At 41.2% G+C, this 25,249-nt stretch carries 21 protein-coding genes; 15 read left to right on the top strand and 6 right to left on the bottom strand.

Going from position 1 to position 25,249, the window contains the following annotated elements:
• Nucleotides 1-19 precede the first annotated feature (19 nt).
• From J2Z37_RS06800 to J2Z37_RS06785, 4 genes are read left to right on the top strand one after another with little or no spacing between them, the layout of a single operon-like run.
• Nucleotides 20-1,291 carry a TRAP transporter large permease gene (locus J2Z37_RS06800; RefSeq protein WP_209809459.1) on the top strand — a complete coding sequence of 424 codons (1,272 nt, stop codon included), beginning with the start codon at nucleotides 20-22 and terminating at the stop codon, nucleotides 1,289-1,291.
• 48 nt (nucleotides 1,292-1,339) lie between these two features.
• A complete protein-coding gene (locus tag J2Z37_RS06795; protein ID WP_209809458.1) occupies nucleotides 1,340-2,314 on the top strand; it encodes an aminopeptidase in 975 nt (324 codons plus the stop codon).
• A gap of 16 nt (nucleotides 2,315-2,330) precedes the next feature.
• Nucleotides 2,331-3,344: a sialic acid TRAP transporter substrate-binding protein SiaP gene (locus J2Z37_RS06790; protein WP_209809457.1), complete on the top strand. Its 1,014-nt coding sequence runs from the start codon at nucleotides 2,331-2,333 to the stop codon at nucleotides 3,342-3,344.
• Between the two features lie 34 nt (nucleotides 3,345-3,378).
• Entirely contained in the window at nucleotides 3,379-4,728 is a 1,350-nt protein-coding gene (locus tag J2Z37_RS06785) for an aspartate aminotransferase family protein (RefSeq protein WP_209809456.1), read from the top strand.
• A 44-nt stretch (nucleotides 4,729-4,772) separates the two neighbouring features.
• Here the strand turns inward: J2Z37_RS06785 and J2Z37_RS06780 are convergent, their stop codons facing one another.
• The 4 genes from J2Z37_RS06780 to J2Z37_RS06765 form a co-directional block, all read right to left on the bottom strand.
• Entirely contained in the window at nucleotides 4,773-5,966 is a 1,194-nt protein-coding gene (locus tag J2Z37_RS06780; protein WP_209809455.1) for an MFS transporter, read from the bottom strand.
• A 1-nt stretch (nucleotide 5,967) separates the two neighbouring features.
• A complete protein-coding gene (locus tag J2Z37_RS06775) occupies nucleotides 5,968-6,411 on the bottom strand; it encodes a MarR family winged helix-turn-helix transcriptional regulator (protein ID WP_209809454.1) in 444 nt (147 codons plus the stop codon).
• A gap of 171 nt (nucleotides 6,412-6,582) precedes the next feature.
• The gene (locus J2Z37_RS06770; RefSeq protein WP_209809453.1) at nucleotides 6,583-7,869 is read right to left on the bottom strand and encodes an ABC1 kinase family protein; all 1,287 of its coding nucleotides are present in this window, start codon (nucleotides 7,867-7,869) and stop codon (nucleotides 6,583-6,585) included.
• Nucleotides 7,870-7,969: 100 nt separating this feature from the next.
• A complete protein-coding gene (locus tag J2Z37_RS06765) occupies nucleotides 7,970-8,407 on the bottom strand; it encodes a hypothetical protein (protein ID WP_209809452.1) in 438 nt (145 codons plus the stop codon).
• Nucleotides 8,408-8,613: 206 nt separating this feature from the next.
• Between J2Z37_RS06765 and J2Z37_RS06760 the strand changes: the two genes are divergently transcribed.
• The 4 genes from J2Z37_RS06760 to wrbA all read left to right on the top strand — a co-directional run bounded on the left by J2Z37_RS06760 (nucleotide 8,614) and on the right by wrbA (nucleotide 14,345).
• A complete protein-coding gene (locus J2Z37_RS06760; RefSeq protein WP_209809451.1) occupies nucleotides 8,614-9,075 on the top strand; it encodes a MarR family winged helix-turn-helix transcriptional regulator in 462 nt (153 codons plus the stop codon).
• A 2-nt stretch (nucleotides 9,076-9,077) separates the two neighbouring features.
• Nucleotides 9,078-12,227: an efflux RND transporter permease subunit gene (locus J2Z37_RS06755; protein ID WP_209809450.1), complete on the top strand. Its 3,150-nt coding sequence runs from the start codon at nucleotides 9,078-9,080 to the stop codon at nucleotides 12,225-12,227.
• A gap of 17 nt (nucleotides 12,228-12,244) precedes the next feature.
• Nucleotides 12,245-13,465 carry an efflux RND transporter periplasmic adaptor subunit gene (locus J2Z37_RS06750; RefSeq protein WP_209809449.1) on the top strand — a complete coding sequence of 407 codons (1,221 nt, stop codon included), beginning with the start codon at nucleotides 12,245-12,247 and terminating at the stop codon, nucleotides 13,463-13,465.
• Between the two features lie 271 nt (nucleotides 13,466-13,736).
• Nucleotides 13,737-14,345 (top strand): NAD(P)H:quinone oxidoreductase, encoded by a 609-nt coding sequence (gene wrbA, locus J2Z37_RS06745; RefSeq protein ID WP_209809448.1) that lies wholly within the window; start codon nucleotides 13,737-13,739, stop codon nucleotides 14,343-14,345.
• Nucleotides 14,346-14,388: 43 nt separating this feature from the next.
• Here the strand turns inward: wrbA and J2Z37_RS06740 are convergent, their stop codons facing one another.
• Nucleotides 14,389-14,997, bottom strand: a complete 609-nt coding sequence (locus J2Z37_RS06740) for a YitT family protein (protein ID WP_209809447.1) — start codon at nucleotides 14,995-14,997, stop codon at nucleotides 14,389-14,391.
• A 120-nt stretch (nucleotides 14,998-15,117) separates the two neighbouring features.
• Here J2Z37_RS06740 and J2Z37_RS06735 point away from each other — a divergent pair, with 120 nt between their 5' ends.
• Nucleotides 15,118-15,999 carry a YitT family protein gene (locus J2Z37_RS06735; RefSeq protein ID WP_209809446.1) on the top strand — a complete coding sequence of 294 codons (882 nt, stop codon included), beginning with the start codon at nucleotides 15,118-15,120 and terminating at the stop codon, nucleotides 15,997-15,999.
• A gap of 98 nt (nucleotides 16,000-16,097) precedes the next feature.
• A complete protein-coding gene (locus J2Z37_RS06730; RefSeq protein ID WP_209809445.1) occupies nucleotides 16,098-18,146 on the top strand; it encodes a molybdopterin-containing oxidoreductase family protein in 2,049 nt (682 codons plus the stop codon).
• 214 nt (nucleotides 18,147-18,360) lie between these two features.
• On the opposite strand, the gene J2Z37_RS06725 is transcribed toward J2Z37_RS06730, so the two are convergent.
• Nucleotides 18,361-20,022, bottom strand: coding sequence for an exo-beta-N-acetylmuramidase NamZ domain-containing protein (locus J2Z37_RS06725; protein WP_342453792.1), 1,662 nt, complete (start codon nucleotides 20,020-20,022; stop codon nucleotides 18,361-18,363).
• 233 nt (nucleotides 20,023-20,255) lie between these two features.
• Here J2Z37_RS06725 and pabB point away from each other — a divergent pair, with 233 nt between their 5' ends.
• From pabB to J2Z37_RS06700, 5 genes are all read left to right on the top strand, one after another.
• Nucleotides 20,256-21,977 (top strand): aminodeoxychorismate synthase component I, encoded by a 1,722-nt coding sequence (pabB, locus tag J2Z37_RS06720; RefSeq protein WP_209809444.1) that lies wholly within the window; start codon nucleotides 20,256-20,258, stop codon nucleotides 21,975-21,977.
• A gap of 106 nt (nucleotides 21,978-22,083) precedes the next feature.
• The gene (locus J2Z37_RS06715; RefSeq protein WP_209809443.1) at nucleotides 22,084-22,254 is read left to right on the top strand and encodes a hypothetical protein; all 171 of its coding nucleotides are present in this window, start codon (nucleotides 22,084-22,086) and stop codon (nucleotides 22,252-22,254) included.
• 189 nt (nucleotides 22,255-22,443) lie between these two features.
• Nucleotides 22,444-23,826: a Na+/H+ antiporter NhaC gene (nhaC, locus tag J2Z37_RS06710; RefSeq protein ID WP_209809442.1), complete on the top strand. Its 1,383-nt coding sequence runs from the start codon at nucleotides 22,444-22,446 to the stop codon at nucleotides 23,824-23,826.
• A gap of 129 nt (nucleotides 23,827-23,955) precedes the next feature.
• Nucleotides 23,956-24,147, top strand: coding sequence for a hypothetical protein (locus J2Z37_RS06705; protein ID WP_209809441.1), 192 nt, complete (start codon nucleotides 23,956-23,958; stop codon nucleotides 24,145-24,147).
• Nucleotides 24,148-24,289: 142 nt separating this feature from the next.
• Nucleotides 24,290-25,237: an alpha/beta hydrolase gene (locus J2Z37_RS06700; RefSeq protein ID WP_209809440.1), complete on the top strand. Its 948-nt coding sequence runs from the start codon at nucleotides 24,290-24,292 to the stop codon at nucleotides 25,235-25,237.
• The last annotated feature ends 12 nt before the right edge of the window (nucleotides 25,238-25,249 follow it).

The following is a 25,249-nucleotide window of genomic DNA, read 5'->3' as shown; positions in this document are numbered from 1 at the left end:
TAAAAGGTGAGTGTAGTTTATGTTATTAGTTTTTCTATTATTCGGTTTGACACTCGTTATGGGGATTCCAATTGTCTTTGTGCTTGCGTCGACAGGGATAACACTATTTCTCTTAGGAGATAATGATTTAATTATTTTTCCACAGCGGCTAATAGCAGGGACTAATTCATTTCCCCTTATGGCAATTCCCTTGTTTATTTTAGCAGGAGAATTGATGAATATCGGGGGAATTACGAATCGAATTTTTGATTTTGCTAAAGCACTCGTAGGACATATTCGTGGGGGATTAGGTCACGCTAACGTAGTTGCTAGCATGGTATTTGCTGGAATGTCTGGTGCTGCTGTTGCTGATACAGCGGGTTTAGGGACAGTCGAAATTAAAGCAATGAAAGATCAAAAATATGATCCAGAATTTGCTGCCGCTGTCACAGTAGCTTCTTCAACAATAGGGCCAATCATTCCGCCAAGTATTAACTTTATTCTTTATGGCTCATTGGCTTCTGTCTCCACAGGTGCACTATTCCTTGGAGGAATAATTCCTGGGATATTGATGGGACTAAGTATGATGATTTTAGTTTATGTTTTAGCTGTTCGACGGAATTATCCTAGAGAAGAAAGAGCTAGTTCCCAATTACTTTGGATTACTTTTAAAAGAGCGTTCTTTCCTTTATTAACCCCTGCAATTATTTTGGGTGGAATTTTTTTAGGTATCGCTACACCTACTGAAGCTTCGGTAATGGCTGTATTATATGCGTTAATTCTTGGAACGGTAGTATACAAGCAAATAAAGTGGAAAGACTTCTATGAAATCTTTCTCCGGACTTCTATTATTACTGGATCTATTCTACTAATTATTGGGGTAGCTTCTCCTTTTGGTTTTATGCTCGCAAAAATGCAGATCCCACAGCTTATGGCACAAGCATTTTTCGGCTTAACCGATAACCCTTTGATTATATGGATTATGTTATTGGCCCTTTTATTATTATTAGGTTGTTTTATGGATGCCACAGCCATCATGATTGTTTTAGTTCCTATTCTTTTGCCGACATTAAATGCTTTTCAAATTGATTTAGTTCAATTTGGAGTTGTCATGTCATTAGCACTTGCCATAGGTCTAATTACACCGCCAGTAGGCTTGTGCCTATTTTTAGGAAGCCAAATTGCTGAAGTACCACTAGATAGGGTCATCAGGGCAACGATTCCGTTTTTTATTCCTTTAGTCGGTGTGTTGATCTTAATTACGTTCATACCACAAATTGTAACCTTTATACCAAGACTATTCTTATCCTAACAATGTGTTTTCTTAAATTTTAAATAATAGAGAGGTAGGGATTTTATCATGAAACAAGTTTTAATGTCTCAAACGGCAACAGCATTAGTAAAGGTATTAGCAGGAGTGAAAGAGGGAGAAAAGGTTCTCATTCTAACCGATTTTTCAACTCAGGAAGATATAGCACCTGCTTTGGCATCGGTCGCTTATTCTCTGAAGGCAGAACCAATCATTATGTCAATGGTCACACGTGATACTCACGGGGCAGCTTTACCTGAAGCGGTAGCCGCTGCAATGAAGAATGTGAATGTCGTCATCGCACCAACTAGGTACAATATTGCCCATACACGTGCTCGTTTTGAAGCACAGGAAGCTGGAGCCCGTGTTTTGATCCTTCCCGAAGCACACGAAAATATATTGTTGAGCAAGGGATTAACCGCCGATTTTGTTGGATTGAGACCAAAAGCTGAGAGATTACAAGAACTGTTAACTAATGGAAAGTTGGTTCGTGTTACTACTGAAAAGGGTACAGATTTTACGGTTTCCATTGAGGGGCGAAATGGCCGAGCTTTAACAGGCTTTGCTAATACCAAAGATATTTCGGCAGCACATTGTATTGAATCAAGTATTGCTCCTTTAGAGGGAACAGGTAGAGGAACACTTATTATAGATGGTAGTATTCCCGGTGTCGGTCTGATTGAGACTACCCCGGTAATTGTAACAATAGAAGAAGGAAGGGCAGTATCGATTGAAGGTGGAAAGGAAGCGGAGAAGTTTAAGGGAATTTTACAAAAAAGAGATGATGAACTCGGAAATATTTACAAGGTAGGAGAATTTGGCATTGGGTTGAATCCGGAGTGTGAGTTAGAAAATAGTATGCTAAGTGACGAAGGAGTATTTGGAACCGTTCATATTGCATTAGGGACCAATGCTTACATTGGCGGCGTGGTTGAAGCCAAAGGACATTACGATATGGTAATGAAAAATGCGACGGTTGAAATTGATGGGAAGATAGTACTGAAAAATAAAGAATTATTCATCTGAGAGGGGTGACCAATTAATGAAAAAGTGTCTTGCTGGTTTGTTAGCGTTCTCTTTGGTTATGGTAGCTGGTTGCGGACAAAGTACAGTTAGCCAAGGCAATGACTCCAATACGGGTCAACCGACTGAAAAGGTAGTTTTAAAGCTAGGGCACGCTTTGCCAGTGGACCACACAGTCGATCTAGCTTCAAAAAAATTTGCTGAAATCGTCGCAGAGAAATCAAATGGTACGATAGAAGTTCAGGTTTTTCCCTCCTCACAACTTGGTAATGAAAAAGATATGCTTGAGCAAATATCATTGGGATCACAGGATATGGGAGTAATCGTGGCTGGTGCATATGGAACAATTTTCCCGAAATTACAAATTAGCTCACTTGTTTATGTATATAGAGATATGGATCATGCTTTAAAGGTCATGAATGGGGAAATTGGTAAAGAATTGACGGATGAGTTGTTAAAGGAGAGGCAGATTAGAGTACTAGATCCATTTTGGTATTATGGAACACGTCACTTAACGGCTAATAAACCAGTTAAAACACCTGATGATTTAAATGGGATGAAAATAAGAGTTCCGGAAGTTGCTATACAAAAAGACGGATTATCAGCTATGGGGGCTGCAGCAACTCCCGTTGATTTTAACGAATTATACACTGCTCTTTCAACAGGTGTTGTAGATGGTGAAGAAAACCCTGTTACTACGATCGATTCATCCGCCTTTTACGAGGTGCAAGATTATTTAATGTTAACGGGCCATATTATTGCAAACTTTATGATATCAATTAGTGATTCTGTTTATCAGAAACTAACACCTGAGCAACAACAAATTTTGATGGATGCTGCTAAAGAGGCCGGTAAGTATAACAATGAGATTACAATCGCTGCCGAGGAAAAGGTTGTAAATGAGTTGAAAGAAAAAGGGATGACTATAATTGAACCGGAGAAAGAAAAGTTCATGCCTGCTGGGGCTGCTGTAGCCAAGAAATATGAAGATATTTGGGGAGATCTATACGATCGAATTCAGTCTGTTAAATAGCATAGGATCACAGTAACAAATATGGAGGACTGGGATGACTAACCATAAGGATGAGATACTAGTAAAGGATCGAAAATTTGTATGGCATCATATGACCCCTTACAGAGAAACCAAAGATCCAATGGTAATTGTAGAATCTGAAGGTGCATGGATTACCGATATTCATGGTAACAGATATTTAGATGGTATGTCAGGACTTTGGTGTGTAAATGTAGGGTATGGACGTACCGAATTAGCCGAAGTAGCATACGAACAGTTAAAGACAATGCCGTATTACCCTTTAACCCAAAGCCATTTACCCGCTATCGCATTAGCGGAAAAATTAAATGAATGGTTGCGAGGGGATTATGTGATCTTTTTCTCGAACAGTGGGTCAGAAGCAAACGAGGTAGCTTTTAAAATTACTCGTCAATATTTTCAGGAAAAGAAAGAATATAACCGTTATAAATTTATTGCACGTTATAGGGGATATCATGGAAATACCATGGGGGCATTGGCTGCAACAGGTCAATCGCCAAGAAAGTATAAATATGAGCCATTGGTCCCTGGTTTTTTACATGTACGACCCCCGGACAGCTATCGTCGTCCAGCAGGTCAGACCATAGAGGAATTTAACCTCCATTGTGCCGAAGCCATTGAAGAAATGATTATTTGGGAAGGAAAGGAAACAGTAGCTGGTATAATTATGGAACCAATTATTACTGGCGGAGGAGTTATTGTACCACACCCCGTGTATATGGAAAAGGTGCAGCAGATCTGTGATCAATATGGTGTACTTTTGATAATGGATGAAGTCATTTGTGGGTTTGGACGTACTGGGAAACCCTTTGGTCATATGAATTTTCCTGTAAAACCGGCTATTGTAACAATGGCCAAAGGAATTACAAGCGGTTATTTACCCCTTTCTGCGACCGCTGTACGTAAGGATATTTATGAGGTCTTTAAGAATTCAGAGGAATTTGGTTATTTGCGGCATGTAAATACATTTGGTGGGAATCCTGCTGCTTGTGCTTTGGCGTTGAAAAATTTGGAGATTTATGAAAAGGAAAACCTTGTTGAACGTTCACGTATTTTAGGAGAGCGGTTACGGGAGGAAATGAAAGAGATAGCTGTGCATCCCAATGTGGGAGATATTCGCGGAATGGGCTTATTATTGGGAATTGAGTTGGTCGAGGATAAGGATACTAGGGAGCCAGCAAACCCGGATCGATTAGCTAGGATAATTGCTGACTGTAAAGAAAATGGTTTAATCATTGGGAAAAATGGAGATACCGTAGTAGGATTTAGCAATATTCTGGCCTTATCACCGCCGCTTTCGATAACTGAAGAGGATTTCCAATTTATTGTAACAACCTTAAAAAGAGCCATTAATAAATCTGCTTAAATTAAAAAGGAGGGCTATTCAATTGAATAGCCCTTAACTTTATCCTAAACGTCGAGCTGCAATTCCTCCACCTTTTTCCTCGAAGCGGATCTATGGTAAACCGCGTAATAGACAAGGGCTGTAACAGCAACAAGCACCGCAGAAATCAGGTACATTTCCTGATAATTCGTTACAGAGGCAATCGTCCCAAGGATGGAAGCACCAACACCGATTCCAATGTCATAAAACAAGAAGAATGTCCCGGTTGCCAGTCCGCTGCGAGCTGGCGGTGTAGCCATGATGGCAATGGTTTGAACGCAAGGGAACAAGGTACCAAAGCCTAAACCAATGATGGCCCCAGAGAATAAAAACCAGAATGGAGTTGTTGCCTGGCTTAAGGCGATTAATCCGATAGCATATAAAATGATGCACGGATAAACGAGGACATGCTCGCCAAATCGGTCAAACATTCTACCTGTAAAAGGTCTTGTGACCAGCATCATAACGGCATAGACAAGATAGAACATGCCAGCATAAGAACTTAAATCAAGTTCAAGGGCATAGACCGGAATAAATGTTAATAGACCGCTATAGGCAAAAGATAAAAGGAGACTAACCAGGGAAATAGGGACAGCATTCGGTTCTATGAAGGTTTTCCAATGGAGAGATTTTTTCTCTTTTTTGCTTTCGGCAATTATAGGTGTTTTAACCATACTTCCGACTAAAAAGGAAACAATGGAAAAGATTGAAATAACGACTAAATACACCGAAAAGCTAAAGGTTTGGACAAGTGTAAGTCCAAGAAAAGGTCCAAACACCATGGCTGTATTCATAGAAAGAGCATAATAACCAATGCCTTCCCCTTTTCGTTTTGCTGGGATTAAATCAGCAGCAACTGAGCCGGTAGCAGTTGTTGCGACGCCAAAACCCAGACCATGCAAAAAACGCAGCGCGAGCAAAATAAAAAAGCCTTTCACTGCCAGATAGCCAACGGTTGAGGCTAGCAATAAGGCTAGGGAGGCGATTAAAATTTTCTTCCGACCAAACTGATCGAGCCATCTTCCAGCAAGTGGACGAGATAGGACAGCTGCGAGGAGGAAGGAGGTCATAACTGGTCCAATTTGCTCTTTTCCTTCTTTTAAAATATCAATTACAAAAATGGGTAGTGTAGCTACAAGGGAATAAAAGGTCATGAAAGTTAAAAAATTGCTCAGCCAAATACCAATAAAATCACGATTCCATATCGTTTCTTGTTTCAATTTAATTCGCTCCGTTCTGGATGTGGAAATTTGCCTTATCAGTGATGTGAATCAAAGTTCTTGCTAATTCCTTAACCTGACTCTTCGTAAGTCCCTCTAACACGGAATTTACAACTTGGTTTTCAATAGGAATGAGCGTTTCGTTTAATTTTCTTCCCTTTTCTGTCACAAAAGTTAAAAAGGAACGTCTGTCTTGGGTATTGGTTTCTCTATCTACTAATCCTTTCCGTTCCAGTTGATTTAAAATTCTTGTAACGTTTGTCTGATCTTTTTCCACACGCTTCGCTAAGTCTTTCTGACTGATCCCATCTTCTTCAATCAACCGATTTAATAAAGTCCACTGTTCTGTTGTAATGTCATAGGGTTGAAAACGAAGGGAAAGCAGCTGACTTACCTTCCGCCCGGCATTGTTTAAAATAAATCCTAATGAATCATCCAGAATCAAGCAATTCCCTCCTTTTTAAAATTAGATGCTATAGCAATAATAAATGTAGCAATTAATTTCGTCAATGTTTGCACTGTGATCATATATAAAAAAAGAACCAAATCCGGGAGGGTTGGTTCTTTTTCGATGAAAGAGGTGAAGGCATAACGAAAAAAACTCCGCTAGTTTTGATTATTTTTCCCTTACTCTGCTAAACACCACTGGCCCAACTTGAATGAGCAACTCGAAGATTGGGATGTTTGGAGCCAATCGTTTTAACGTGGACAGCATAAATCCCACTGACCGCAGTAAAAACATATATTTCGCTTGGAGTTGAAGATCGTTATTTCGAAGCAATGACGCGAGTCCTATGGTAGCATCACTTGGATGATCTACGTCCGAAAAGCGATCAAGCATATGCCGAATAACGGATCGGACAGCCTCTTGGTTTGCCTGTTGGGTAACAAAGCCCAGCTGCTTAAGTGTGGACATTATCACATTCAGATCCCCTAAAAGGATACTTTGGAACAGCCGGCGAAATAAGGTCACTTCTTCTGAATCTAGCTCATCGACCATGCCAAAATCTAGAAAGCAGATCTGATGATTTGAAAGGATAAGTAAATTTCCTGGATGAGGATCTACATGGATGAAGCCGTAAACAAAAAGTTGCAAAAAGTAAGCTTCAAGCAATGTTTTTGCGATTGCTGTGGCATCGACTTCTAAAGAATGAAGTTTAGGAAGTTCAGTAACCCGGGTTCCTTCAATGAATTCCATAACAAGTATCCGCTCTGTTGTATATTCCACATAAGCATAAGGAATTTTTATTCTCAAGTCATTTGCAAACATGGCTGCAAATCTTTGCAAATGGATTAGTTCCTGGCGACAATCTAATTCACGCAGGATGGTTTCCGAAAATTCCTGGTGTAGCTGGACGAAGTTCATCTTTCTCCGCAAGGAAGGGAATAGTTTCGTTATTTTAGCCATTAGACCAAGTGAATCCAAATCAGCCTTTGCGATTTTCTCTATATTCGGTCGGATTACTTTGACAGCAACTACAGAACCATCTTTTAATATGGCTTTATGAACTTGCGCAAGCGAAGCAGAAGCGACCGGATTTTCCTCGAATCGACCAAAAATAAAATCTAAACGGTGATTCGATTGCTTTTCTATATATGGTTTCATTTTCGAAAAGGGGACAGGTGGCATGGTATCCTGAAGATCGGTTAATTGCTCTGTGAATGCCTTGGGTAAGAGATCCTCCCTCGTGCTTAAAAACTGCCCTACTTTAACAATAATCCCTTCTAGACGAAAGGCCGTATTGCGCATCCGTTTGCCGGCATTGGCGGAAACACGGCTTACGGCCTCTTCCAACTGATCCCCTTCTAGTCGTTTTTTCAAAAAAACAATTCTCCAATAATCGAAAATAAAAGACAGGGCTAAACGAATGATAAAAAATCGCCGGATCAATTTGATTTTCATGAATAAACCCTCTATCATTGAATTTCGCAGTGGTATGATATTCCTTTTCTTTTCTATATTATAGATGATCTTTTCACTAGAAATCTATGATAGTTCTATTTTATGTCCGACGAAAGAGTCTCCTGACCAATTTAAAAATGAGATAAAGAACCAGAACATCAATGATCAAGCCAAGGAAGGAAAAGTGACCCAAGCCACCGCCGAAAAAAGGGCTAAACAGCATGCTCCCTAGAAATGCACCTGCAAAAAACGATCCTAATCCCCCAAAAAATCCAGTTCTTCTTGGTGGAGTTTGATAATTTGGAGTAGTTCGTGTCGGGGCCCTGTAACCTGGAGCTGGTGTTGGGGTCGGTGTGGGCCGAAAGCTGCGACGACCAGATCGGTAGCGATAGGTTTCTGTTCCTTTCTTTTGGTTATCTACTGTTGGCGTATCCTGTGCTGCAGTTGCAAAGGGCTGAGGAAAAGGAATACAATTCCAGGAAAATGGGCTGAAAATAAAGATGTTTACGAGCAAAAATCGAATTATCCACAGTCTCATGAGGACCTCCCGGACTTTAAATTAGTTTCCAAACTTTATTATCTGACAGGCACCATGCTTTTATTTCCTCCCCACAAATAACTTTATAGAAATTTAATATTTTTTAACACAAATATTTCTTGACGCGAACTATTAGGCAAAGTATGATGTTACCTTGTAGGAAGTATATTTTCTCGGGGATTTATTTAAAAGGAGTTTAGAAATTTATGGAGATCATGGAGAACATACCCAGGTTATTAATGGAAAATAACAAAGCTTTTATATCCATCGTTACCCATGAATTGTCAAAGTGTGGAATTACCGTTCCACAGGCAATTGTTCTCGATGTAATTCGGAACACCCCAAAGACGATTGGAGAAATTAGTAAAGCGATAGACTTATCGAATAGTACTGTTTCCGGGATTGTCGACCGATTAGAGCGAAATGGCTTGGTGGAACGGCAGCGCGATCAACAGGACAGGCGGGTGGTTTGGGTTGCTCTAACCAAAGACAAAGAAAAATTAGAGCAATATCCTGTGATTCAAGAAAAATATTTTGGAGAATTGTTCTCCGATTTATTCAGACAATTATCTAATGAAGAACTCATTCAATTAAATGATTCTCTTCAGATTTTGCAAAAGCTTTTTGAAATGAAACAAAATATACATACGCAGGAAGGAAGTGACTAGTAATGAATATTTCCCATTTCTCCATTAGGAGGCCAGTAACCGTCTGGATGGTTATCATTGCTATGGTTATCTTTGGCTCCATTTCCATCCCGAAGATGGCCGTGGATCTCTATCCGGAATTAAACCTTCCGGTAGCAGTGGTTGTTACCAGTGTTGATGGAGGAAACCCTTCTGAGGTAGAAAATTTGGTAACCAAACCAATTGAAGAAGCCTTGGGTTCAGTTGAGGGCGTAGATAAAATCTCCTCTAACTCCGTAGAAGGCGCATCACAGGTTATTGTACAGTTTAATTGGGGAACTGACCTTGATCAGGCGACCTTGAGCATGAGAGATAAAGTGGATCAAATTCGTGGGATGTTGCCAGATACTGCTAAAGCCCCAAGGATTCTAAAACTTGATCCAAACAGTCAGCCGATCATTATTGTGGCTTTAACTGGTGATCAGGATTTAACAGTCCTGAAGAATTTTGCTGAGGATAATATTAAATCACGGATTGAGCGGATTGATGGGGTTGCATCGCTTTCCATTATGGGCGGACTAAACCGTGAAATTAATGTGCACCTGGATCCTAATAAGCTGCAGACTTATGGAATTACCTTGGACCAGGTTCGGGGAGCTATTCAGGCTACGAACCTATCAGGATCAGCGGGTTCTGTAAAAGAAGGGAATTCAGACCTGAATATTAGGGTTCAAGGGGAATTTGAGAAAGTAAAAGACTTTGGCTTAACTCCTATTACGGTAGCTGGTGGCAGTATTTTATTGAAGGATATTGCAGAAATCGAGGACGGCTATGGTGAAATTACCCAGACCGGGTATTTTAATGGGGAGCCGACCTTGGGATTATCGATTACCAAGGCATCAGGAGGAAATACGGTTAAGATTGCTGACAATGTTCTGAAGGAAATCGATCAACTAAAAGAAGAATTGCCGAAAGGTATGGAATTAACCGTTGCGATGGATAATTCCAAATACATCAACGATTCGATTTTCGGTGTTGCAGAACACGGGGTGCTTGGTTTACTATTCGCTGTTCTGATCCTTTTCCTATTCCTTAACAGTGTGCGTTCAACGCTTGTAGTTTCCATTGTTATTCCTGTATCGGTCATTGCAACTTTTTCAATGATGTATTTTACAGGCCAAACCATTAACCTTATATCACTAAGTGGGTTAATGTTGGGCTTAGGATCACTCGTAGACTTTGCAGTCGTTATCCTGGAAAACATCTTCCGATTCCGTCAGGAAGGAAAAAGTATGTTGACTGCAGCGAAAGAAGGATCGAAGCAAGTGGGGAATGCTGTCATGGCTTCAGCATTAGCCCAGATTGTAGTATTCTTGCCCATTATCTTTGTTGAAGGATTGGCGGCTGAGCTATTTGGGCCGTTAGCCTTAACGGTTATCTTTTCACACATTGCAGCCTTGCTTGTTTCCTTAATGCTTGTACCTATGATGAGTGCCAGACTGCTAAAGAAAGTTCCTGATGAGACTTTGTACCGGTCTGGAAATTATCGTGGAATCAATCCGGCCGTTTGGTTCAACATTGGGTTTGAGAAAATGGTAAGTGCCTACCGCAGAATCTTGGAATGGGCCTTAGGACACCGCAAATCGGTACTTGCTTTGACACTTTCCCTTTTTGTTGGGGCAATTGCTCTTTTCCCGATGGTAGGTATGGAGTTTATTCCGAAAATGGACCAAGGGGTTTTCACCGTAAGTGTGGAAATGCCATCAGGAACGGTCTTTTCCGAAACTGAAAAAGTGGCCTCGCAAGTGGAAAAGGTCATTATGGAAACTCCAGAATTTGATATGCTTTATGACTCGGTTGGTGGTGGAGCATCAGGTCCTATTGGCGGTGCGGCCTCCAGCAATAAAATTGAAATGTATGGCTTTTTGGTCGATTTAGAACAGCGAACCCGTTCAACGGAACAGGTCGTTGCTGAATTGCAAAGCAAATTGAATTTTATTCCTGATGCTGAAATTGTTGTCAAGGAGATGTCTGGTGGAGGGATGGAAGGAGCCGCTGTGCAAGTTAGTTTGCGCGGTGACAACCTCAATGTTCTTCAGGACATCAGTCAAGTAATTGCGGGTGAGGTACGAAAAGTAGAGGGAACCGTTAACGTTGAAACTTCATTGGATGCACAGCAAAAAGAATTCCAAGTGGTGGTTGATCCCCAAAGGGCCAGTTTATACGGGCTAAATACTTCACAGGTTTTAAACGTGGCACGCACTGCTTTCCAAGGTCAAAAAGTGACCACGTATCGGACAGGTGAAGATGAAATTGACGTGAAAATTACGTTGCCTAAGGAATATCAAGAGGATATTGGATATCTCCAACGTCTCCGTATTACGACAGCAAGTGGAGCGAATGTACCTCTATCATCCGTTGCCGATATTGTCAAGAAAGATGTTCCACAAACGATCAAACGTGCTAATCAGACGAAAGAAGTACAAATTACAAGCGATATCCAAGGGCGTGATTTAGGAACGATTAGTAAGGAGATTGGGGAGCGTTTAGACAAAATCAATCTTCCAGAAGGTTATTATATTGAATTTGGCGGACAGAGTGAGGATATGGCCGAATCCTTTATGAGCTTAGGGTTAGCAATGTTACTCTCGATAGTCCTTGTTTATATGGTTATGGCAGGACAATTTGAATCCTTATTTAGTCCATTTATCATCATGTTCTCGATTCCTCCTACGTTTATTGGGGTCGTTGTGGGACTTTTAGTGACTGGAAAATCGTTAAGTGTCATGGCTTTAATTGGTTATATCTTGCTGATTGGGATTGTGGTAAATAATGCGATCGTCTTAATTGACTATGTGAACACCTTGCGCAAAGAAGGGGTTCCTCGTAACGAAGCCTTGCTTAAGGCAGGTCCAATCCGTTTGCGCCCAATTATTATGACGACACTTGCTACGATATTGGCTATTCTTCCTTTAGCATTTGGCGGTGGTTCAGGAAATGAAGGTCAGGCACCAATGGCTATTGTCGTTGCCTTTGGTCTCAGCTTTTCAACTCTGATTACCCTGATTCTTGTTCCAGTGGTCTATTCTTGGTTTGATGACCTTGGATTGAAATTCCGTCAACGCAGAAGCAGAAGAAAAAACAAAGGAAAAGGTAAAGGTAAAGAAACGCCCGAGACGAATCTTAATATATAGGAAGTGGAGGAGAAACGATGAGAAAGTGGATGATGTTTACACTAGCGCTTTCCCTAGTTATAGCTTCGGGTTGCGCTAAGACAGATCCGGCGGCAAACACCCAGGCTGAACAGGAAGAGGCGGTTCCTGTTCAGGTTACCGCTGTGCAAAAGGGGAATGTTGCCGATGAAGCGGGGATTTCCGGCAAGCTAAGTCCTAATTTAGAGGTGAAGGTGGCCCCTAAAGTTGCCGGGAAGATAATGACTTTACCCGTGCAAATGGGCCAACAAGTTAGTAAAGGGCAAGTCTTGTACACCCTTGATCAAACCGATTTAAAAAATGCGGTGGAACAAGCTGAAGCAGCCTATCAATCGGCAGTTGCGGGATTAAATCAAAGTACAACAACTGTTCAGCAGAGCATTGAGCAATCCCATAACAGCTTGACACAGGCAGAGCAGGCCTTGAAGGATGCAAAGACGAATGAACAGCGTATGTCTGAACTATTCCAAGCTGGGGCGGTTGCCTCCAAACAACTGGAAGAAGCTCAAACCGCTTTGAAAAATGCGCAAGTGACCTATGATAATGCACAGCTAAATTTGACGAATGCAGAGAAAAAGACATCTATTCAAGTCTCCCAAGCTTCAGTCAATCAAGCGAAGGTGGCTCTACAAACCGCACGGGAAAATTTGGGGAATTCAACGGTTACATCACCGATATCTGGGATTGTAGCAGCGGTTGATGCGCAAATCGGAGAAATGGCCTCTCCGCAGATGGCGGTTGTAACGGTTGTTGATATTGGAACCTTGATAGCCAAAGTGAATCTTGCAGAAAACGAGATTACCAAAGTCAAAGTCGGAGATACCGTTGACATTGAGATTCCCACCATGGGAAAAAACATCAAGGCATCTGTACGTTCAATTAGCCCAGTAATGAACCAACAAGTGAAGGCTTATCCGGTGGAAATTGAGATTTCGAATGACAAACACGAGCTAAAGGCAGACTTGGTTATTAACGTAAGACTTGAGGGAGCAAAAGAGCAAAAGGAAGCTCTCATTGTACCGCGGAAATCAGTCATAGAAGAGCAAGGAAAGAAATTTATTTACAAAATTGAAGGCGATACCGCCAAGAAAGTAGAAATTACAACCGGAAATGAAACCAGTGACAAAATTGAAATCAAGACTGGCTTGAATGAGGGAGACAAGATTGTAGAAGCGGGACAGACGCTTTTATCAGATGGGGCAAAGGTGACCATTCAATAAAATTTAGCTTAGTTAAAGGGGAATTGTGGGTCGGATGTTTCCGATGATCACGATTCCTCTTTTTTAAAAAAGTTTATAGTAGCGGACTAGTCTCAAGGTCATTATCCATCCAAAATACAATTCCACACCTATGAGTATATTTCAAAAGTTTCTTGACAAAAGTAAGTGAATTAAAGTATTATACTTACATAAAGTTAGTTTTATTAATTCAATGAATGGTAAATGCTATCTCTAGCTTTGTTGAATACATACTCAATAGGAGGAATGAACAATGTCTATTAAATTAGCGGTTATTTACTACAGTTCAACAGGAACCAACTATCAGTTAGCACAGTGGGCGGCTGAAGCAGCAAAAGAAGCAGGTGCAGAAGTTAAGATCTTGAAAGTACAGGAACTTGCACCACAGGCTGCGATTGAAGGGAATCCTGCTTGGAAGGCACACGTTGATGCAACAAAGGATATTCCAGTAGCGACACCAGATGATATTGTAGAAGCTGATGCGATCATCTTCAGTACCCCAACCAGATTTGGAAATATGGCTTCGCAGATGAAACAATTCTTAGATACAACGGGTGGGATTTGGTTTAACGGAAAAACGGTTAATAAGGTTGTTAGTGCAATGTCCTCTGCACAGAACGCTCATGGCGGTCAGGAAGCGACAATCTTGTCATTATATACTACCATGTATCATTGGGGAGCTCTTGTTGTAACTCCTGGCTACACCGATCCATCCATTTTTGCCGCAGGTGGTAACCCTTATGGAACAAGTGTCACAGTTGACCAAAATGGGAATTTGGTAGAAGATGTACAGGCAGCCGTAGCACATCAAGCCAAGAGAGTTGTCTCTGTTGCGGAAATGGTAAAGAAGGGTCAACAATAATTAAAAGCCTATATCCAATGTGATTTGGATATAGGCTTTTTTCCTATTTCGCAACCAAAGTAGGAGCACTTTCTTCTTTTACATGAATCCATTCGCTTATTTTACCGACTAAATATACACCGATGGCGCTTGTTGCGGTTAAAATTATAGAAAACATCGTTTCTCTTGCCCCAATAACAAAGACGCTAAGAGGAAAAACCGAGGAATCCACGATAAAAATAGAGGCACTAAGGGAAAAACCATATCTTTGATGGAGCATCTTCCCGGCTAGTGACCCTCCGCCCAAACTGGCGTTTAACTTTGCTAGAATCCCTAAGGCGATTCCCATCCAAAAACCACCAACAATACTTCCGATCCACATATTATGGATTCCATAAGGGATAAGGTAGTCTTGTAAAATTCCGACAACTAAGGAAAGAATAATCATACTGACAATTGATTTGTAAAATAATTCCCGAAAATAAAAAAAGGCAATAAGAAAAAGTGGAAGATTAAATAGGAATAAATTCAGACCAATATTGGTATGAAATATATAATAGGTCATGAGGCTTAATCCGGTCATTCCCCCATTCATGATGTGATTTGGGACGGCAAATAGGAGATTACCTACAGCAAAAAATACAATTCCAAAAAACAGCAGCAACATGCGCATGAAGAAACACCTTCCAGTCTTTATTTACGTTAAACATATTGTATCATGGCAGAGCTTAGCGAAGGAATGATTATTTGTGCTATAATTAATTGATCATTCAAATTTTAGGAGTGTGAATGGATGGAAGAAATACAACCCAATCTTCAGCACCGAAAACTTGCCAAAACTAAACTCTTAAAAAGAGCCATTGGAATTCTTATTGGCGCCACTTTTGTCTCAGTTGGGCTTGAAATTTTCCTTGTGCCAAACAATATTATAGACGGTGGAATAGTCGGTATTTCGATTATTTTATCTCACTTGACTGGATTTACACTCGGAATCTTCCTCTTGTTCCTTAATTTACCTTTTCTTATGTTAGGCTATAAACAAATTGGGAAAACCTTTGCACTTTCCACATTGCTTGGTGTTATTCTGATGTCTATCGGGACGTCATTATTACACTCTGTCCCTGTTCTCACGGAGGATCTTCTCCTCGCATCCGTTTTTGGCGGAATCATTCTTGGAATAGGTGTGGGATTGGTCATACGGTACGGGGGTTCATTAGATGGTACGGAAATTATAGCGATCCTTTTTAATAAAAAGACACCTTTTAGCGTAGGCGAAGTGGTGATGTTTTTTAATCTATTTATCCTAGGAAGTGCTGGATTTGTATTTGGATGGGATCGAGCAATGTATTCCCTTATAGCATATTATATTGCTTACAAGATGATCGATATTACGATTGAAGGCTTTGACGAATCAAAAGCGGTCTGGATTATTAGTGATTCCTCCCAGGAAATCGGCGATGCGCTATCTGCCCGTTTGGGTCGAGGTGTAACCTATTTAAATGGGGAAGGCGGGTATAGCGGTGATGATAAAAAGGTGATTTTTTGCGTCATTACACGTTTAGAACAGGCCAAATTAAAGTCGATTGTAGAAGATATTGATGCCTCTGCCTTCCTGGCGATTGGAAATATTCATGACATTAAAGGCGGAAGATTTAAAAAGAAGGATATTCATTAAGGCGGTTGTTGTATAATCGCCTTTTTTTCATTCAAATGCTTTGTTTTTTTGTATAATAGTAGCAAACGGGTTGTTATTTCAGGGGAGGGGAGACCCAAATGTCAAGTTATCTACAACAAAAAGACGGTGTATTTCCATCAGTCTGTTCGTTGGATTGTCCGGATACCTGCGGACTGCTGGTTCATAAAAAAGATGGAAAAATAATAAAAGTTGCAGGGAACCCTGACCATCCGGTTACAAAGGGGGCAATCTGTAACAAAGTTCGAAACTTGCCTACACGTCTCTATGACCCTTCTCGTTTAAAATATCCGCTGAAAAGAACGGGTCCAAAAGGGTCTGGGGAGTTTATTAGGATTGATTGGGATGAAGCGATACAGCTGATTACAGATCAATGGAAAACTTTACTTGCAGAGCATGGGGCAGAATGTATCCTACCTTATTCTTTCGCCGGGAATATGGGACGGATTAATATGCTTGGTGCCGGGCAACGATTCTTCCACCGCTTGGGAGCCAGCCGAATGGAGCGGACGATTTGCAATGTGGCTGGCAATACAGGATTTTCTTTTACGATGGGAGGAAGTTTCGGGGTTGACCCAGAGGATACCGTTCATTCCAAATTGGTGATCATCTGGGGATGTAATGCAGTAAGCACCAATATGCACCAGGTCGTATTTGCTGAACAGGCGAGGAAAAAAGGAGCACAGATTGTCGTTATAGATGTCCATAAAAATCAGACGGGACGGTGGGCGGACTGGTTTATCCCAATTATGCCCGGAACGGACGCTGCACTTGCTTTGGGAATGATGCATATCCTATTTGCCGAAGGACTTGTGGATGAGGGATTTCTATCTGAATATACAGTAGGGGCAGAAGAATTGGTGGAACATGTTAAGCAATATGACCCGGAGTCCGTTTCTGCTATAACCAAGGTTCCTGTGGAGGATATTTATAAGCTTGCCCGACTATATGCTCGCACAACCCCTTCCTATATTCGGATTGGAAATGGACCACAACATCATGACAACGGTGGAATGTTTGCCCGCACATTAGCTTGTCTTCCAGCATTGACTGGACAATGGAAATATCGCGGGGGCGGGGCAACAAGAGAGAATGGTGGATTTTCTGCTTTAAACAATCAAGTACTCACCAGACCAGATTTACAGGAAAAACCAACACGGTTGATAAACATGAACTTGATCGGGGAAGCCTTGACAGAGCTAGATCCTCCAGTTTATTCGTTATATGTTTATAACAGTAATCCGTTGGTGGTAGCACCTGATGGAAACAAGGTTCGAAAAGGATTTGAAAGGGAAGATCTGTTTACCGTTGTTCATGATTTGTTTCTGACAGAAACCGCCCGGTATGCCGATCTTATCCTGCCGGCCACTTCATCTTATGAAAACATGGATCTTTATACATCCTATTGGCATCATTATCTTCATTTGCAGCACCCCGTGATTGAGTCTTATGGGGAGAGTAAGTCTAATTTGCAAGTCTTTCGTTTACTAGCTGAGGCGATGGGATTTGAGGATGAAGTGTTGAAAGAGAGCGAAGAGAAGATTATTACTGATCTTCTTAATTATCCAGAGAACCCGTATCTTACGAGTATAACTTTGGAAGAGCTTCAAGAACATCATTTTGTGAAATTGGATCGGCAGGCAAGACCGTTACTGCCTAACGGATTTACTACCCCGAGTGGAAAAATTGAACTGTATTCAGAGCAAATGAAAGAAATGGGGTATCCCGCCTTACCGACTTACATCCCGATTCAAGAACCGGATACTTATCCACTGCTTTTAGTAACGGCACCAAATCATAATTTTTTAAATACAACCTTTTCGCTACAGGAAAAGCATGTGTCGATGGAAAAAGGTCCTTATCTCTATCTTCATCCAGAGGATGCACAGAAGAGAGGCATTACTCATCAGGAGAAGGTTCGAGTTTACAATGATCGTGGAGAGTGTGAACTCGTAGCATGGGTATCTGAAACCGTCCTTCCGGGTGCCGCAGTTACCCAAGGCCTATGGTCGGATCAAGCGGGTACAAAGCGTTTGGTTAATACGCTCACACCGGGTCGTTTGGCCGACATGGGTGGTGGTGCCGTGTTTTTTTCTAATCGGGTAGAGGTGGAGAAAATTGTGGTTTAGACTGAGGGTTTGAATAGAGGAAAATTATTCCGCTATTTATCGTTTTTTGGTTATAAATCGGCGGATAACGGAAAAAAAATCCGTTATTGAAAGGTAGTCGTCCTAAAATTAAGTTGAAAAAGACTAATAGCGGAAAGATTTTCCGCTATTAGTCCATTATCTTAAGGATTTACAACAATAACGGAAAAGTTTTCCGTTAATATCCCAATCCCATCTATTTATATGAATCCGAGGAAATCGGCTTACTTACCTTATACGGTTTATCACCATAGATCAAATATTTCTTCCGAAGTTTCTTGAATTGTTCAAGCCCCAGCTTGTATTTCGCTTCAATTTCTTGTGGGGTGAGCCCTTTCTCCAGGTATTCTCCCATTTTGCTCGTTCCCATGATTTTGTCAAACATGACGACGGTTTTTCCACTTTTCGGTACATCAAAATTGGTTAGCATGCGGGCATAGGCTAAGGCGTAAATTCCGGTTTTGGCCGGGTTAAATTTGTAAGGATCGGTGATCTCGAGGGTTGCTCCGCCAGCAGTGCCTTTGACCTCTGCCTTGAAGATGACCCCCGGCAAATTGGCTCCATTCAAGAGGTTGGCAAACTTCTCCGCACCTGTTGCATCGAGTGCTTTACTTCCAATCCAAGTGAAATTCGATTGAAAGACGCCAGTTCCCTCGCCAAGACCCGTTGCCATGTAGCCAAAGACAGATTCCAACGTAGGCAGCATCGGTGAGGTAGGTATCCAATTCAGCCCGGTATCTTGGAAGAGCATAGAACGCTTATAACCTTCCATCGGGATGACGGTGACGTCTGCGTCAATTTTTCGGTTGAAGAATAAAGCAAGTTCCCCTGCTGTCATGCCGTGGGACATTGGGAGATTATCTACCCCGACAAAAGTAAGGAAGGGGTCTTCTGCCACAGGCCCTTCAACGATCGTTGCCCCCACTGGATTTGGGCGGTCGAGGACGATTACCGGTATATCATATTTCTTGGCCGCCACCATACAATAATTTAAAGTAGACATGTAAGTGTACCATCTCGCCCCAACGTCCTGTACATCAAATAGCAATACATCGATATTTTTCAACATTTCTTCAGTTGGCGTGCGGGTTTCTCCGTATAGGCTATATACCGGGATATGATATTCCGGATGTTCGTAAGATTTTACATAGGCACCGGCACGGGCTTTCCCGTCTATTCCATGTTCGGGTCCATATAGGGCAGTTAATTGGATCTCGGACTCCTTCCATAAGCTTTCCATCGTACTGATTCCTTGACTGTTTACACCGGTTTGATTGGTCACCAAGCCTACCTTTTTCCCTTTGATGAGTTCATAGAAATGATTAAACAGCACATCACTGCCTAATTGAACAGTTGAATCACTAATGGGAGATTCATCAGGCAATTCAGCTGACGGTGAATTTGGCACGGTCGGTGACGCGACGGAACGCTCTGAAATTTGCACGATCTTCTCCTGTCCATCCCAATCCACTTGATAGTTTAGGGCTTCTGCAATAAATCGCAGGGGAACCATGGTTCGTTCCTGTATTACCATGGCGGGTGCATCCAATTCAATTTTTTCACCATTTCGATCGGCAATGGGTTGTCCAATTTGCAAGGAAACTTGATCGATATTTCTTGAAAAGTGGACCATCTGTGTGGCTGGATCCCAATCTATGAGAAACCCTAGCGATTCAGCAATAGGCCGTATTGGAACGAGTGTGTGTTCATTACGAAGAATAGGTTCTTGATCTGGGAAAAGGATTTCTAATTGATCATATTTCACCTGAATTTTTGTAGGAACTTCAGCAGCAGCTAAACCTGCCGTTGCCGATAGCGATAATGACAAAAGAAGGGCTGCTGTTTTTCTTATCAACATTCTGCGGATCAACTCCAATTCTAGTAGTCTATTTAAATCTTACCCTCCATTTTCCTAGATTTCAATTTTTTTCAAAGAGTCCTTTGAACCAAATTTCATTTCCGTAAGGTATAATTCTTCCATATAATAGATTCGTAGGTTTTATCGTAACGCCCTAAATGAAGTTGAAATGTTTGTGATCGCATGCCCATTCAACGTCGTGCGCAAACAATTGATTAAGGAGCAAAACAAAAATGTACACGATGCACTTCGATTTCCATCGTCAACCCATTGAATTTAGTGAGCCGATCCATATCGTTTCCGTGGTTTCAATAGATGAAGTCATTCCTGCACTGCAAAAGGTTCAACAATGGGTACAAAAAGGCTATTATGCAGCTGGATATTTATCTTACGAGGCAGCACCTGCCTTTGATCCTTCCTATGTGGTAAACCAGGTTGAAAGCGATCTACCTCTGGTATTCTTTGGTATATATACGAAGCCTCAGATTAGCCAAATCGCAGCCAGATCCGCAGACTTCGAAGTATCTGACTGGGGGCCGGCAACCGATCCTCAGAGATATCAACAAAGCATACAGGCTATCCATGAAGCTATATCTCGCGGGGAGACCTATCAGGTGAATTACACCCTGCGGATGCATGCGCGGATCACCGGGGATGCAACTGGCCTGTACCAAAAGATGAATGAAAATCAACAAGCAGAGTATGGAGCATATCTTCAGATAGGTCCTTATCAAATTTTATCTGCTTCACCTGAGCTGTTTTTTCATAAGAAAGGCGACCAGATTATCACAAAACCAATGAAAGGGACGGCTGCAAGAGGTCGATACCTTACAGAGGATGAAAAACAAGCTGCTGGGCTTTATGAATCAGAGAAAGATCGTGCAGAAAATCTTATGATTGTAGACTTGCTGCGAAATGATTTGGGGAAAATTTGCTTACCTGGATCAGTTGAGGTGACTCGTCTGTTTGAGATTGAAAAATATCCCACCGTTTTTCAAATGACATCAACCATTGAAGGAAAACTATGTCCTGAAATTCAATTAGAAGACATCTTTACTGCTTTATTCCCTTGTGGGTCGATAACCGGGGCGCCGAAAATTGAAACCATGAAACATATCAAAAGACTGGAGGATAGCCCAAGAGGTGTCTATTGTGGAAGCATTGGTTTTATCGAGCCTAATGGCAATGCTTTATTTAATGTAGCCATTCGCACGGTTTTGGTTGATTCCAGGAAAAACAAAGCGGAATTTGGTGTTGGTGGGGGGATTACTTGGGATTCCACCGTCAAAGGAGAATACGAGGAAGTGATTAATAAGACTAAGTTGCTCACAAAAACAACTTCAGATTTTGAACTGCTTGAAACAATCTTGCTGGAGAAAGGGGAGTATTTTCTTCTACAGCAGCACCTCGATCGAATGGAGAAGTCGGCAGTTTATTTCGGGATTTCCTATGATCGAGTCGCGGTGCGAACAGAATTGGAAAAATATAAACAAGAGGATTACAAGCAACCCTATCGCGTTCGTCTGCTCGTTAACAAATTTGGAAAGATAAGCGTCGAAGGTAACCCCTTTCAGCAAGACCATACGAAGGAATTACTCGTCCGACTCGCAGAACAGCCTGTCCAGAGTAAATACCTATTTCTTTTTCATAAAACAACGCAACGGTCGGTTTATAACGAGCGGAGAATGGAGGATCCAGCCCTTTTCGATACACTATTGTGGAATGAATCCGGGGAAATTACAGAGTTTACATTGGGCAACGTGATCGTGCAAATAGACGGTGTAAATTATACGCCCCCCCTCACATCAGGCCTTTTGCCAGGAACCTATCGCGAAGAATTACTTCGAAAAGGCGAACTTCATGAAAGGGTGCTTCTGCATACTGATTTGGAAAAGGCAGAAGGCATTTGGTTTATCAATAGTGTTCGCAAAAAGCTGAAAGTAAGACTGATTTAGCCTAAATTGCCCCTCTTTTTAAAAAAATAATAGGACCTTGTTACTATTTTAAGGTGTATTTCGTCTAATATACAAAAGAGACGTTGTTAGAAAAAGGGGCCAAAAAATGCGACACAAAATAATAGAGCAAATGGAGTGGGATCTATTTACCCTCTTCCTCTTTATCGTTGTTTTTAACAGTCTGATGTTTCTAAGCAGTCAGGAGCTACGGATTCTCGATTCCTTTTTAGCAGGCTTGATTACAGTGGGAATCTTGAAAGCGATCGAAAAGGAATAATGGCCTATAAGAAAAAAGAGGGGGGCTTCCCCTCTTTTTCCATTGATCTAATAGTTGATGGTTTCTTTGTTTATGAGTAAAATACATAGTTATGAAGAAATACTTCATTACAAAAAAGCGTTTAAACAGAAATGCTTCGGTGTGATAAATGTTACACATCGATGTGGCAGGGATATCAGGGGGTTCATTATGAATAAAGAAGGTGTACAGGTAAAGCCCATTGAGGCTTGGTTCATTGTGGCTTTGATCCTTTTGGGAATGAGTACGATGATTACCAAAATGGAACTAGTTCCACACATTCCAATCATCACATGCATTCTTTTTTTACTGCTTTATGGATTAGCCAAACGGCATTCGATCCAAAACCTTGAAATAGCCATGGTTGAAGGGGCGAGAGCCGGACTTCAAGCGGTTTATATTTTCTTTTTTATTGGGATGCTTATTAGCAGCTGGATGGCAAGTGGGACAATTCCAACCTTTTTATTTTTAGGTTTACAATTAGTATCTGAGCACTTTTTCCTCGCTGTTGTGTTTGCTGTAACTGCAGTGGTTGGAATGGGCATTGGAAGTTCTTTAACGACTGCTGCTACTGTAGGGGTTGCCTTTCTCGGGATTGGCACGGCTGCTGGAATCAATCCTGCCTGGATGGCGGGGGCTATTGTTTCGGGTGCTTTTTTCGGTGATAAGATGTCACCCTTATCGGATACAACAAACTTGGCATCGGGGATCGTTCATGTGGATTTGTTTGAACATATTAAAAATATGCTGTGGACAACGATTCCTGCGTTTGTTTTATCATTTGGATTGTACATGGTTTTGTCGCCTACAATTTCAAAAAGTCAAATTGCCAAGCTTTCCATGTTTCAGCGGGATATTGTGGGTACAGGACTTGTCTCGTGGGTTTCCTTGTTACCGATCCTTATCTTAGTTTTGCTTGTTTTAAAAAAAATGTCAGCAATCATTACCTTGTCCTCTAGTATAAGTTTAGCATTACTCATCTCTTTCATTGTTCAAGATAACTGGACCATGACCAAAGCATTTCAATTGTTGTTCTCCGGTTATAAATCGGGAACAGGGATTTCCGACCTGGACACCCTTCTCACAAGAGGGGGGATGGAAAGTATGATGTTTTCTATCTCCCTTGTTATTTTAGCACTCAGTATGGGGGGGCTTCTTCAGTATTTAGGTATTATTAATGCCATCATGCAAGGGGCAAAGCATCTTACCCGTACGGTTTCTCTCATCAGTGCAACTGCTGCAACGGCAATCGGAATTAATTTATTATTAGGGGAACAATATTTATCTATTCTATTGACAGGTAAAGCATTCCAGGATAACTACAGGAAATCGGGATTGAAACCGAAAAATTTGTCAAGGGTGCTGGAAGACGCTGGTACAGTCGTAAATCCCCTTGTACCTTGGAGCGTTTGCGGAGTGTTTTTAACAAGCACGTTAAGTGTACCAACTATAGCCTATATGCCTTTTGCCTTCTTCTGTTTGTTAAGCCCACTGATTACGTTGTTGTTTGGGTTAACCGGTATCTCAATCTCAAGAGAAGGGGATTTCCGGTAAGTAAATGACTACCGAGGATGGTACTAAGGAAATGAAAGGGTGTCTAGGTTTGTATTTATAAATAATATAATGTATAATATAAAAATATATATAATATAAAGAAAAATATAGGAACAGTAGGAACTGGAGATGGATAAAATGCTTAGAGATAATTGCAAGGAGTGTGGAATCACACTTAGCAACTTTGAAAAAGAAGAGTATAAAGAACTTTGTCTGGATTGTTATCGTGAACAAAATAATGATGATCCTAAAGGGAAAAGGATGACAGTCAAGGTACGTTTAAAAAATAAAAAGTACTATTCTCGTGTAATTCAAAATTAATAAGATGATGTGAACGGTAAAAAGACACATGGAACATAGATTCATGTGTCTTTTCTACTTATCATTAGGTTGCGATCTCTCCTAAGTTAACCTAATATAGATAAAATAGACTTCCATGAGAAAAAAGAGGGTGTACGTATATATGAATTTCATTGAACAAGAGGTCGAAATTCAGGGGGAATATCGGTTGGCAGGAACACTTTCGATCCCTCAAGGTGAGCAGGCTCCTTATCCGGTTGTTGTCTTGCTTCACGCAAGCGGTGACGTCGATCGGGATGGGAATACAGAGACCATGCCGATGAATGCATTTAAAGAGCTAAGTGAATTACTGGCTGAAGAAGGCTTTGCGGTTCTTCGATACGATAAACGGGGGGTTGGAAAAAGCGAAGGGGAGTATCTGGCTGCCGGCTTTTTTGACTTGGTGGAGGATACCAAAGCTATGATCGAATTCGTAAAAGAACACCCCCAGTTGGACCCCCACCAGCTGATTTTGCTTGGTCATAATGAAGGTTGCTTAATCGCACCTGTGATCAATCAAACACATCCGGTACAAGGAATGATTCTTTTGTCCCCATCAACAGAGCCACTTGCCAAGACAATAGCATGGCAGCGGGGGAAAATGATAGAAGACATACGGAATACAAAAGGGATGCAGGGAATTATGCTGCGTATATTAAAGGTCGAAAAGAAATTTCGAAAAGTAAACCAACAGCTGGTACATCAAATTAACAATTCTAAAGGATCCGTCATCGATTTTAAAGGTAAGGATATTAACGCGAAGTGGTACCGTGAACACACGGAGTTTAATGTGCGTGAATACCTTTCAGAAGTTAACTGCCCAGTACTAGCGGTAACGGGGACGAAAGACGTACAGGTAAAAATCGATCAAACAAAGGAAATCTGTGAACTGGTTAAAGGGAAATGTGAGGCGCATCTTGTACAAGATATGACCTATGTTTTACGAAAGACAGATCTTGAACCACGCATTCAAGCGATTTTAAATGACTATAAAAATCAGGTGAAAAAACCTGTCGATCCCGAGTTGAAACAGTTGATCAAGGACTGGTTGAAGAAGTGGAAAACTGAATAAGTCTACTTGATG

The sequence above is a fragment of the Ammoniphilus resinae genome (assembly GCF_017873965.1).
Classification (GTDB): domain Bacteria; phylum Bacillota; class Bacilli; order Aneurinibacillales; family RAOX-1; genus Ammoniphilus_A; species Ammoniphilus_A resinae.
Note: the sequence above shows the minus strand (reverse complement) of the source record. Positions and strands in the feature narration are given on the sequence as shown.